The sequence below is a fragment of the Duganella sp. Leaf61 genome, from assembly GCF_001421905.1.
Taxonomy (GTDB): Bacteria; Pseudomonadota; Gammaproteobacteria; order Burkholderiales; family Burkholderiaceae_D; genus Rugamonas; species Rugamonas zoogloeoides.
Genome location: NZ_LMLM01000007.1, coordinates 69,173 through 81,795, shown reverse-complemented (window position 1 = coordinate 81,795; position 12,623 = coordinate 69,173). Strand labels below are relative to the sequence as shown.

The following is a 12,623-nucleotide window of genomic DNA, read 5'->3' as shown; positions in this document are numbered from 1 at the left end:
ACTGCCAGCGGACAAAGAAATGGTTATGCCAGGCGACAACGTGTCGATCACCGTCAAGCTGATCAACCCGATCGCGATGGAAGAAGGTCTGCGTTTCGCAATCCGCGAAGGTGGCCGTACCGTAGGTGCAGGCGTTGTAGCAAAAATCATCGCCTAATTAGGATGGCGGATTGGCCACCAGGGGTGTCTCTGGTGGTATAATCGAAATCCTTTGTAAGTAGTACTCGGAAGGGGCGTAGCTCAATTGGCAGAGCGTCGGTCTCCAAAACCGAAGGTTGGGGGTTCGAGGCCCTCCGCCCCTGCCACCGAATCTGGTGCAGGGCACCGAAAGTAAAAATACAATGTCTAATCAATCCGTGCAGACCGTCAGCACGTCGAATGACAAGATTAAGGTTGCGCTGGCCATAGCCGTCGCAATCGCAGGTGTGGTCGGGTTTTATTACCTGTCGGACAAACCAGCTCTGGTGCGCGCGGGCGCACTTGTAGCTGGTTTGGCTTTTGCCGTTCTGCTCTTGTGGACTTCGTCGACTGGCCGTGATTTCCTGAATTTCGCCCAAGAATCCGTTCGCGAAACGAAAAAGGTCGTCTGGCCTACCCGTCGCGAAGCGATGCAAATCACTGGCATCGTGTTTGCCTTTGTGTTTGTGATGGCGCTGTTCCTGTGGGGCACGGATAAGACACTGGAATTCCTGTTATACGATCTCATTCTGGGCATACGAAAATAATGAGCGAAAATGTGCAAGAAGACGTGCAAGGCGAAGTGCCTGCACAAGAAGCTGGCGCAGCGCCAATCAGCGTCCCAGTAAGCAACAAGCGCTGGTACGTTGTTCATGCGTATTCCGGTATGGAAAAAAGCGTGCAGCGCGCGCTGACCGAGCGCGTAGAGCGCGCCGGCATGCAAGACCAGTTCGGCCAGATCCTGGTGCCAACTGAAGAAGTAGTCGAAGTGAAAAACGGTCAAAAGTCCGTCACCGAGCGTCGTTTCTTCCCTGGCTACGTGCTGGTGGAAATGGAAATGACCGACGAAACCTGGCACCTGGTGAAAAACACCAGCAAGGTCACCGGTTTCATCGGCGGCAAATCGAACAAGCCGACCCCGATTCCTGCCCGCGAGATCGACAAGATCATGCAGCAGATGCAAGAAGGTGTCGAGAAGCCACGGCCAAAAGTGCTGTACGAAGTGGGCGAGCAAGTCCGCATCAAGGATGGCCCGTTCACCGACTTCAACGGCAACGTCGAGGAAGTCAACTACGAGAAATCGAAAGTGCGCGTCTCGGTCACCATCTTCGGTCGCGCCACTCCAGTCGAACTCGAGTTCGGCCAGGTCGAAAAAGTATAAGCAGCACCGTTCGCCAGAACGGGCGACGGTGTAAAAACCTGACAAATCTGGCACAAGAGGAGCCCCGCATGCAATGTATCGCATCGCGGGGCGCTACTACTCAACTCCAAAGACAGGAGCCATCATGGCAAAGAAAATCATTGGTTTTATCAAGCTGCAAGTGCCAGCTGGTAAAGCAAACCCATCCCCACCGATCGGCCCAGCGCTGGGTCAGCGCGGTCTGAACATCATGGAATTCTGCAAAGCCTTCAATGCACAGACCCAAGGTCTGGAGCCAGGCATGCCGATTCCAGTCGTGATCACCGCCTTTGCTGACAAGTCCTTCACCTTCGTGATGAAGACCCCACCAGCAACGTTCCTGATCAAGAAACACGCTGGCATCACCAAAGGTTCGCCGAAGCCACATACCGACAAAGTCGGTACGCTGACCCGTGCCCAAGCTGAAGAAATCGCTAAATTGAAAACCCCTGATCTGACCGCTGCCGACCTGGATGCTGCTGTACGCACCATCGCTGGTTCCGCACGTTCGATGGGCATCACGGTGGAAGGTCTGTAATCATGGCAAAACTGTCCAAACGCGCAAAAGCTATCAAGGCTAAAGTTGATAGCACCAAGTCCTACGCCTTCGACAACGCCGTCGCGCTGATCAAAGAACTGGCTACCGCCAAGTTCAATGAATCGATCGACGTGTCGGTACAACTGGGTGTAGATCCGAAGAAATCGGACCAGGTCGTTCGCGGTTCCGTCGTGCTGCCAGCTGGCACCGGCAAAACCGTTCGCGTTGCTGTGTTCGCTTCGGGCGAAAAAGCAGAAGCTGCTAAAGCAGCTGGTGCCGACGTGGTTGGTATGGAAGACCTGGCCGAGCGCGTCAAAGCCGGCGACATGCCTTTCGATATCGTCATCGCTTCGCCAGACACCATGCGTATCGTTGGTACCCTGGGTCAGATCCTGGGCCCACGTGGCCTGATGCCTAACCCGAAAGTGGGCACCGTAACCCCTGACGTCGCTACCGCCGTGAAAAACGCGAAAGCTGGTCAAGTTCAGTACCGTACCGACAAAGCCGGTATCATCCACGCGACCATCGGCCGCAAATCGTTCGCTGACGCAGATCTGAAGAGCAATCTGGTTGCCCTGATCGACGCGCTGAACAAAGCCAAGCCAGCATCGAGCAAAGGTGTTTACCTGCGCAAGGTATCGCTGTCGTCGACCATGGGCGCTGGCGTCCGTGTTGACCAGGCTACCCTGGCTGCCTAAGTTACAAAATTAAGTCCTTCGCGCAAGCGGGGGCAGTTCTTTGGGATGGCTGCCGTGCAAACGGCAGTCGCAATCAAAGACCGTTGGGCCAGGTGCATCAGGCAGGCACCCGGTTAATTGAGTTGTTTCACCCAACGCAGATGGTGTTCCCGACCAAGTTTTGCAGTCCATTGGACTCCTAACCTCGGACGCCGTTGTTCGAACCGATAACCGGCAATTGGGCTGGTTATCATTTAAGGAGATTGACCGTGGGTCTCAATCTGAATGACAAAAAGGCCGTCGTCGCCGAAGTTTCCGCAAAAGTAGCAACTGCGCAAACCATCGTCGTGGCCGAGTATCGTGGCATCCAGGTTGCTCACTTGACGCAACTCCGTGCCAAGGCGCGTGCTCAAGGCGTGTACCTGCGAGTGTTGAAAAACACCCTCGCACGTCGCGCTGTCGAAGGCACGCAGTTCGCCTCGCTGGCAGACAGCATGACCGGTCCGCTGATCTATTCGATCTCGGACGACGCCGTTGCAGCAGCTAAAGTCATCGCTGACTTCGCTAAAACCAACGACAAGCTGGTCATCACTGCCGGTAACTACGCAGGCAAGCAGCTGGATAAAGCTGCTGTTGCCGCGTTGGCGAGCATTCCTAGCCGTGAAGTCCTCATCTCGCAGCTGTTGGGCGTTATGCTGGCTCCGGTATCGGGCTTCGCACGTGGTCTGGCTGCTCTGGCAGCGAAAAAATCCGAAGGTGCTCCTGCTGCTGAAGTTGCAGCAGAAGAAGCTCCTGCAGCAGCTTAATCAGCTGATGCATCCCGGCCTCGCGGCCGGGGCGGGTTTTTTTCAAGTAGCTATCTGATGTATTAAACGAATCAAAATTATTGGAGTTTCAAATGGCAATTAGCAAAGACGACATCCTGAACGCAGTGAGCGAAATGTCCGTAATGGACCTGAACGAACTGGTCAAGGCATTCGAAGAGAAGTTCGGCGTTTCGGCCGCTGCAATGGCAGCTCCTGCTGCTGGCGGCGCTGTTGCAGCCGCTGCTGAAGAGCAGACCGAATTCAACCTGGTTCTGACCGAAATCGGCGCGAACAAAGTTGGCGTCATTAAAGCAGTTCGCGAAATCACCGGTCTGGGCCTGAAAGAAGCCAAAGACGTCGTTGACGGCGCACCAAAAACCGTTAAAGAAGCTCTGTCGAAAGCTGACGCTGAAGCCGCTAAGAAAAAGCTGGAAGAAGCTGGCGCCAAGGCCGAACTGAAGTAATTCAAGCTGTATTGGCGGCTACCATTAGCGCCACGAGCCAAAGCTGCGGGATTTCTCTCTTTACCGGGGGAAATCCCGGCTTTGGCTCCTTTGTCGTCTGTGTCGTATTTGTAACGTTGTCAAGACGTTGCAGTTCCAATTGATCCGCTGGAAATGGTAGAGATTTCAGGTTTCGTCTGTGTGACACGCAGCCGAGATTGTTGCTGAAGTGGCTGGCAGTGCACTGGCAAAACCTGAATTTTTTTCCTTTCTGTCACTCACGGAGTGTCCATGCACTACTCATTTACTGAGAAGAAACGCATTCGCAAATCATTCGCGAAGCGCGCCAACGTTCACAACGTTCCGTTCCTGCTGGCTACCCAGCTCGAGTCCTACCACAGTTTCTTGCAAGAAGATGTTAGCGCATCGGCGCGCAAGAACGACGGCCTGCAGTCGGCCTTTACCTCGATTTTCCCTATCGTTTCGCACAATGGCTTTGCGCGTCTCGAATTCCTGTCGTACGTTCTGGGCGATCCTGCCTTCGACGTCAAGGAATGCCAACTGCGTGGCCTGACGTTCGCGTCACCGCTGCGCGCCAAGGTGCGTCTGGTGATCCTGGACAAGGAGTCGCCGACCAAGCCAGTCGTCAAGGAAATGAAGGAACAGGAAGTCTACATGGGCGAACTGCCCCTGATGACGACCACCGGTTCGTTCGTGATCAATGGTACCGAGCGTGTCATCGTTTCGCAGCTGCATCGCTCCCCGGGTGTGTTCTTCGAACACGACCGCGGCAAGACCCACTCGTCCGGCAAACTGCTGTTCTCGGCCCGTATCATTCCTTACCGCGGCTCGTGGCTGGACTTCGAGTTCGATCCGAAAGACATCCTGTACTTCCGCGTCGACCGCCGCCGCAAGATGCCGGTATCGATCCTGCTGAAAGCCATCGGCATGACCCCGGAACAGATCCTGGCTAACTTCTTTGTCTTCGACAATTTCCACCTGCGCTCCGAAGGCGCGGAAATGGAATTCGTTGCCGAACGCCTGCGCGGCGAAGTCGCGCGCTTCGACATCGTCGATCCAAAGTCGGCCAAGACCATCGTCATGAAAGACAAGCGCATCAATGCCAAGCATGTGCGCGACATCGATGCCGCTGGCCTGAAGCACATCTCGGTGCCGGAAGACTACCTGCTGGGCCGCGTACTGGCCAAGAACATCGTTGATCCGGAGACCGGCGAAGTTGTCGCGTCCGCCAACGAAGAACTGACCGAAGACGTACTGAACCGTCTGCGCGATGCCGGCATCGCCGACATCCAGACCCTGTACACCAACGATCTGGACCAGGGTGGCTACATCTCGCAAACCCTGCGCATGGACGACACCGCCGACCAGACCGCCGCGCGCGTGGCGATCTACCGCATGATGCGTCCTGGCGAACCGCCAACCGAAGACTCGGTCGAAGCACTGTTCAACGGCCTGTTCTACAGCCCTGAACGTTACGACCTGTCGGCCGTGGGCCGCATGAAGTTCAACCGCCGTATCGGCCGTGACGAACTGACCGGCGCCATGACCCTGTCGAACGAAGACGTGCTGGCCGTGATCAAGATCCTGGTCGAGCTGCGCAACGGTCGCGGCGAAGTCGATGACATCGATCACCTGGGTAACCGTCGCGTACGTTGCGTCGGCGAACTGGCGGAAAACCAATTCCGTGCCGGCCTGGTGCGTGTTGAGCGCGCTGTCAAGGAACGCCTCGGCCAAGCCGAAGCGGACAACCTGATGCCGCACGACCTGATCAACAGCAAGCCGATCTCGGCCGCGATCCGCGAATTCTTCGGTTCGTCGCAGCTGTCGCAGTTCATGGACCAGACCAACCCGCTGTCGGAAATCACGCACAAACGCCGTGTCTCCGCCCTGGGACCTGGCGGTCTGACCCGCGAACGTGCCGGCTTCGAGGTGCGCGACGTGCACCCGACCCACTACGGCCGCGTGTGCCCGATCGAAACGCCTGAAGGCCCGAACATCGGTCTGATCAACTCGCTGGCTCTGTACGCCCGCCTGAACGAATACGGCTTCCTGGAAACCCCGTACCGCAAGGTTGACGGTTCCAAGGTTACCGAGCAGATCGATTACCTGTCGGCGATCGAAGAAGGCCGCTACATCATCGCTCAGGCTAACGCCAAAGTCGATGAGACCGGTACCCTGGTCGATGAACTGGTATCGTCGCGTGAAGCTGGCGAAACCATCCTGGTATCGCCAGAGCGCGTCCAGTACATGGACGTGGCGCCAGGCCAGATCGTTTCCGTTGCGGCATCGCTGATTCCGTTCCTCGAACACGATGATGCGAACCGTGCATTGATGGGCGCCAACATGCAGCGCCAGGCAGTTCCTTGCCTGCGCCCTGAAAAAGCGCTGGTCGGTACCGGTATCGAACGCACCGTGGCAGTTGACTCCGGCACCACCGTGCAAGCACTGCGTGGCGGCCTGGTTGACTACATCGATGCGGGTCGTGTCGTGATTCGCGTGAACGATGAAGAAGCCACTGCCGGCGAAGTCGGTGTGGACATCTACAACCTGATCAAGTACACCCGTTCGAACCAGAACACCAACATCAACCAGCGTCCGATCGTGCAAGTTGGCGACCGCGTGGCCAAAGGCGACGTGATTGCCGACGGCGCATCGACCGACCTGGGCGAGCTGGCACTGGGCCAGAACATGACCGTGGCGTTCATGCCATGGAATGGTCTGAACTTCGAAGATTCGATCCTGATCTCGGAAAACGTCGTCAAAGACGACCGTTACACCTCGATCCACATCGAAGAACTGAGCGTTGTTGCACGTGATACCAAGCTGGGCGCCGAAGAAATCACCCGTGATATCTCGAACCTGGCCGAAAATCAACTGGCACGCCTGGACGAATCGGGCATCGTGTACATCGGCGCGGAAGTCACCGCCGGCGACACCCTGGTCGGTAAAGTGACGCCGAAAGGCGAAACCCAGCTGACCCCGGAAGAAAAGCTGCTGCGCGCGATCTTCGGCGAGAAGGCTTCGGACGTCAAAGATACGTCGCTGCGCGTGCCTTCGGGCATGGTCGGCACCGTCATCGACGTGCAAGTGTTCACCCGTGAAGGCATCGTTCGCGACAAGCGCGCGCAACAGATCATCGACGATGAACTGAAACGCTTCCGCCTGGACCTGAACGACCAGATGCGTATTGTGGAAGGCGATGCCTTCCAGCGTCTGGAAAAAATGCTGATCAACCAGGTAGTCAACGGCGGCCCTAAAAAGCTGGCCAAAGGCGCCAAGATCACCAAGGAATACCTGGACGATCTGGACAAGTACCACTGGTTCGACATCCGCCCATCGGAAGATGCTGCTGCCACCGCCCTCGAAGCGATCAAGGAATCGATCGCCGAGAAGCGTCACCAGTTCGACCTGGCCTTCGAAGAGAAGCGTAAGAAACTGACCCAGGGCGACGAGCTGCAACCTGGCGTGCAAAAAATGGTCAAGGTGTACCTGGCCGTGAAACGCCGCCTGCAGTCCGGCGACAAGATGGCGGGTCGCCACGGTAACAAGGGTGTGGTATCGCGCATTGTTCCAGTGGAAGACATGCCATACATGGCGGACGGTACGCCGGCCGACGTGGTACTGAATCCGCTGGGTGTTCCATCGCGTATGAACGTGGGTCAGATTCTCGAGACCCACCTCGGTTGGGCAGCGAAGGGCCTGGGCATCCGTATCGGCGAAATGCTGCAAGCGCAGATCAAGGTCGAAGAGATGCGCAAGTACCTGACCACGGTCTACAACGAATCGGGCCGTCCGGAAGATCTGGACAACTTCGACGACGAAGAGATCATGAAGCTGGCGCACAACCTGAAAAAAGGTGTGCCGTTCGCCACCCCGGTGTTCGACGGTGCGCACGAATCGGAAATCCGCCGCATGCTCGATCTGGCGTATCCTGATGACGTCGCAACCAAGCTGGGCATGACCCCATCGAAGAACCAGGTCACCATGTACGACGGCCGCACCGGCGAAGCGTTCGAGCGCAAGGTCACCGTTGGCGTGATGCACATGCTGAAACTGCACCACCTGGTGGACGACAAGATGCACGCGCGTTCGACCGGTCCATACTCGCTGGTCACGCAGCAGCCACTGGGTGGTAAAGCCCAGTTCGGTGGCCAGCGTTTCGGTGAGATGGAGGTGTGGGCACTGGAAGCGTACGGCGCATCGTACGTGCTGCAAGAGATGTTGACCGTGAAGTCCGATGACGTGAATGGCCGTACCAAAGTGTACGAAAACCTCGTTAAAGGCGACCACGTGATCGATGCCGGCATGCCGGAATCGTTCAACGTGCTGGTCAAGGAAATCCGTTCGCTCGGTATCGATATCGACCTCGAACGAAACTAAACGACAAAACACTGTCATTTGGTTTGAGATGTACAAAGCCCGGCTGGTTTACCAGTCCGGGCAATGTAGTCTTAGGAATTAGAAGTTTAATCACCTCTGGAGTGATACATGAAAGCACTGCTCGATCTATTCAAGCAAGTACAGACGAACGAGACCTTTGACGCGATCAAGATCGGTCTCGCTTCGCCTGAAAAAATCCGTTCGTGGTCCTACGGCGAAGTTAAAAAGCCGGAAACCATCAACTATCGTACCTTCAAGCCTGAGCGCGACGGCCTGTTCTGCGCCAAGATCTTTGGCCCAATCAAGGACTACGAGTGCCTGTGCGGCAAGTACAAGCGTCTGAAGCACCGCGGTGTGATCTGCGAAAAGTGCGGCGTTGAAGTCACCCTGGCCAAAGTGCGTCGTGAGCGCATGGGCCACATCGAACTGGCGTCGCCAACCGCGCACATCTGGTTCCTGAAGTCCTTGCCGTCGCGTCTGGGCATGGTCCTCGACATGACCCTGCGGGACATCGAACGCGTGCTGTACTTCGAAGCATATGTCGTGACCGATCCGGGCATGACCCCGCTGAAGAAGTGCCAGATCATGTCGGAAGACGACTACGCCGCCAAGTACGAAGAGTACGGCGACGACTTCACCGCCTTCATGGGCGCCGAAGGTATCCGTGAACTGCTGCGCTCGATCGACATCCACCGCGATGCCGAAACCCTGCGCGTGGAACTGAAGGAATCGAAGTCCGAAGCGAAGATCAAGAAATACGCCAAGCGTCTGAAAGTGCTGGAAGCGTTCCAGCGTTCGGGCATCAAGCCTGAGTGGATGATCATGGAAGTGCTGCCGGTGCTGCCACCGGAACTGCGCCCACTGGTACCACTGGACGGCGGCCGTTTCGCGACCTCGGATCTGAACGATCTGTATCGCCGCGTGATCAACCGTAACAACCGGCTGAAACGCCTGATGGAGCTGCGCGCTCCAGAGATCATCACGCGCAACGAAAAGCGCATGCTGCAAGAAGCAGTCGATTCGCTGCTGGACAACGGCCGTCGCGGTAAAGCGATGACCGGCGCCAACAAGCGTCCGCTGAAATCGCTGGCCGAGATGATCAAAGGTAAGGGCGGTCGTTTCCGTCAGAACTTGCTGGGTAAACGCGTCGACTACTCGGGCCGTTCGGTCATCGTGGTGGGTCCACAGCTGAAACTGCACCAGTGCGGTCTGCCGAAACTGATGGCGCTGGAACTGTTCAAGCCGTTCATCTTCAACAAGCTGGAACTGATGGGCTTGGCTACCACGATCAAGGCCGCTAAAAAGCTGGTCGAGATCCAGGAACCGGTCGTCTGGGACATCCTGGAAGACGTGATCCGCGAACATCCGATCATGCTCAACCGTGCACCAACCCTGCACCGTCTGGGTATCCAGGCGTTCGAGCCGGTCCTGATTGAAGGTAAAGCGATCCAGCTGCACCCACTCGTTTGCGCGGCATTCAACGCCGACTTCGACGGTGACCAGATGGCTGTGCACGTACCGCTGTCGATCGAAGCGCAGATGGAAGCTCGTACGCTGATGCTGGCGTCGAACAACATCCTGTTCCCGTCGAACGGCGAACCGTCGATCGTTCCTTCGCAGGATATCGTGCTCGGTCTGTACTACGCGACCCGCGAAGCGATCAATGCGAAAAACGAAGGCATGCTGTTCCCTGACGTGTCGGAAGTCATTCGTGCCTACGACAACAAGGAAGTGGAACTGACCACCCGTATCACGGTGCGTATCGTCGAGAATCCAAAAGATCTCGAAACGGGCGAGTTCGTCCGTACCGTTACCCGCTACGAGACCACGGTTGGCCGCGCCATCCTGTCGGAAATCCTGCCGAAAGGTCTGCCTTTCTCGGTGCTGAACCGCGCGCTGAAAAAGAAAGAAATTTCCAAGCTGATCAACACCTCGTTCCGTAAGTGCGGTCTGCGCGCGACGGTCGTGTTTGCTGACCAACTGATGCAGTCGGGCTTCCGCCTTGCAACCCGCGCCGGTATTTCGATCTGCGTGGACGACATGCTGGTACCGCCACAAAAAGTCACCCTGATTTCGGCTGCAGAGTCCGAAGTCAAACAGATCGAGCAGCAGTACGCTTCGGGTCTGGTGACTGCCGGCGAGCGTTACAACAAGGTCGTCGACATCTGGGGCAAAACCTCGGACGAAGTCGGCAAGGCCATGATGGACCAGCTCAAAGTGGAAGACGTCATCAAGCGTGACGGCACGAAATCGACCCAGGAATCGTTCAACGCGATTTACATGATGGCCGACTCGGGCGCACGTGGTTCGGCAGCGCAGATTCGCCAGCTGGCAGGTATGCGTGGTCTGATGGCGAAACCGGACGGCTCGATTATCGAAACGCCGATTACCGCGAACTTCCGCGAAGGCCTGAACGTGTTGCAGTACTTCATTTCGACCCACGGCGCTCGTAAAGGTCTGGCCGATACGGCACTGAAAACCGCGAACTCGGGTTACCTGACCCGTCGTCTGGTCGACGTGACCCAGGATCTGGTCGTGATCGAAGATGATTGCGGCACCAGCAACGGTACCGTGATGAAGGCCATGGTTGAAGGTGGTGAAGTGATCGAAGCGCTGCGCGACCGTATCCTCGGCCGCGTGGTGGTCAACGACGTCGTCAACCCGGAAAACCAGTCGACCCTGTACGAAGCCGGCACCCTGATGGACGAAGACATGGTTGAAGAGATCGAGCGTCTGTCGATCGACGAAGTCAAGGTTCGTACCCCGCTCACTTGCGACACGCGCTTCGGCCTGTGCGCCAAGTGCTACGGTCGCGACCTGGGCCGCGGCATGCTGGTCAACGCTGGCGAAGCCGTCGGTGTGGTAGCAGCGCAGTCGATTGGTGAGCCTGGTACCCAGCTGACCATGCGTACGTTCCACATCGGTGGTGCGGCGTCGCGTGCAGCAGTGGCATCGTCGGTGGAAGCGAAGTCGAACGGTACCATCCGTTTCACCTCGACCATGCGTTACGTTACCAACGGCAAGGGCGCGCAAATCGTCATTTCCCGTTCGGGCGAAGTGCTGATCACCGACGACCACGGCCGTGAGCGTGAGCGTCATAAAGTGCCGTACGGTGCGACCCTGATCGTCAAGGATGGCCTGGTCATCAAGGCCGGTACGGCCCTGGCAACCTGGGATCCGCTGACCCGTCCGATCATCACCGAGTACGCTGGTACCGTCCGCTTCGAGAACGTCGAAGAAGGCGTGACCGTGGCCCGTCAGGTCGACGAAGTAACCGGTCTGGCAACGCTGGTGGTGATCGATGCGAAACGTCGCGGCTCGCTGACCAAGACCCTGCGTCCACAGGTCAAACTGTTGAACGAAGAAGGTCATGAAGTGAAGATCGCCGGTACCGAACACGCTGTAGCGATCGGTTTCCAGGTTGGCGCACTGATCATGGTGAAAGACGGCCAGCAAGTGTCCGTGGGTGAGGTTCTGGCGCGTATCCCGACCGAATCGCAGAAAACCCGTGACATTACCGGCGGTCTGCCACGCGTAGCCGAGCTGTTCGAAGCACGTTCGCCGAAAGACGCGGGCATGCTGGCGGAAGTGACCGGTACTGTAGCCTTCGGTAAAGAAACCAAGGGCAAGCAGCGTCTGGAAATCACCGACATGGACGGCAACAAGCACGAGTTCCTGATCACCAAGGACAAGCAAGTGCTGGTCCACGATGGTCAAGTCGTGAACAAGGGCGAGATGATCGTGGACGGCCCGGCCGATCCGCAGGACATCCTGCGCCTGCTGGGTATCGAAGCGCTGGCGCGTTACATCGTTGACGAAGTGCAAGATGTGTACCGTCTGCAAGGCGTGAAGATTAACGACAAGCACATCGAAGTGATCGTACGCCAGATGCTGCGTCGCGTTCAGATCGTTAACGCCGGCGACACCAACTACATCGTTGGCGAGCAGGTCGAGCGTTCGGAACTGCTGGACGAAAACGATCGTATGGATCGCGAAAGCAAGATCCCTGCGACCTACGAAAACGTCCTGCTGGGTATTACCAAGGCATCGCTGTCGACCGACTCGTTCATCTCGGCCGCATCGTTCCAGGAAACCACCCGCGTGCTGACCGAAGCGGCGATCATGGGCAAGCGCGACGGTCTGCGCGGCCTGAAAGAAAACGTGATCGTTGGTCGTCTGATCCCAGGCGGTACCGGTCTGGCGTTCCACCGCGCCCGCAAAGAGAAAGAACTGTGGGAAGTGGAAGAGCGTCAAGCCCTGCTGCAAGCAGAAAAAGCCGCCATGTCCGGCGGCGATGTGGAAGTGACCGAATCGGTCACCCCGCACGGCGACGAAGCGTAATTCGCTTCTTAGTCCTCTAGAAACGGCGCCTGCGGGCGCCGTTTTTTTATGGCCGCAGCG

8 protein-coding genes, 1 tRNA gene and 1 pseudogene are annotated in these 12,623 nt (G+C 57.2%); all 10 read left to right on the top strand.

Features of this window, described 5'->3' with window-relative positions:
- Positions 1 to 157: pseudogene (locus tag ASF04_RS26620) on the top strand (elongation factor Tu); the annotation flags it as partial.
- 72 nt (positions 158 to 229) lie between these two features.
- Positions 230 to 305, top strand: a tRNA-Trp gene (locus tag ASF04_RS08285).
- Positions 306 to 341: 36 nt separating this feature from the next.
- Positions 342 to 725, top strand: a complete 384-nt coding sequence (gene secE / locus ASF04_RS08280) for a preprotein translocase subunit SecE (RefSeq protein ID WP_019923557.1) — start codon at positions 342 to 344, stop codon at positions 723 to 725.
- Complete coding sequence (gene nusG, locus ASF04_RS08275; RefSeq protein WP_056139862.1) at positions 725 to 1,339, top strand: transcription termination/antitermination protein NusG; 615 nt, start codon at positions 725 to 727, stop codon at positions 1,337 to 1,339. Before secE ends, nusG begins: the two co-directional genes overlap by 1 nt.
- Positions 1,340 to 1,463: 124 nt before the next feature.
- Positions 1,464 to 1,895, top strand: coding sequence for a 50S ribosomal protein L11 (gene rplK, locus ASF04_RS08270; protein ID WP_019923555.1), 432 nt, complete (start codon positions 1,464 to 1,466; stop codon positions 1,893 to 1,895).
- A gap of 2 nt (positions 1,896 to 1,897) precedes the next feature.
- Positions 1,898 to 2,593 carry a 50S ribosomal protein L1 gene (gene rplA, locus ASF04_RS08265; RefSeq protein ID WP_019923554.1) on the top strand — a complete coding sequence of 232 codons (696 nt, stop codon included), beginning with the start codon at positions 1,898 to 1,900 and terminating at the stop codon, positions 2,591 to 2,593.
- Between the two features lie 248 nt (positions 2,594 to 2,841).
- The gene (gene rplJ / locus ASF04_RS08260; protein ID WP_056139871.1) at positions 2,842 to 3,378 is read left to right on the top strand and encodes a 50S ribosomal protein L10; all 537 of its coding nucleotides are present in this window, start codon (positions 2,842 to 2,844) and stop codon (positions 3,376 to 3,378) included.
- Between the two features lie 92 nt (positions 3,379 to 3,470).
- Positions 3,471 to 3,842, top strand: a complete 372-nt coding sequence (gene rplL, locus ASF04_RS08255; RefSeq protein ID WP_019923552.1) for a 50S ribosomal protein L7/L12 — start codon at positions 3,471 to 3,473, stop codon at positions 3,840 to 3,842.
- A 270-nt stretch (positions 3,843 to 4,112) separates the two neighbouring features.
- Positions 4,113 to 8,222: a DNA-directed RNA polymerase subunit beta gene (gene rpoB, locus ASF04_RS08250; RefSeq protein ID WP_056139859.1), complete on the top strand. Its 4,110-nt coding sequence runs from the start codon at positions 4,113 to 4,115 to the stop codon at positions 8,220 to 8,222.
- Between the two features lie 108 nt (positions 8,223 to 8,330).
- Entirely contained in the window at positions 8,331 to 12,563 is a 4,233-nt protein-coding gene (gene rpoC, locus ASF04_RS08245) for a DNA-directed RNA polymerase subunit beta' (protein WP_056139856.1), read from the top strand.
- The last annotated feature ends 60 nt before the right edge of the window (positions 12,564 to 12,623 follow it).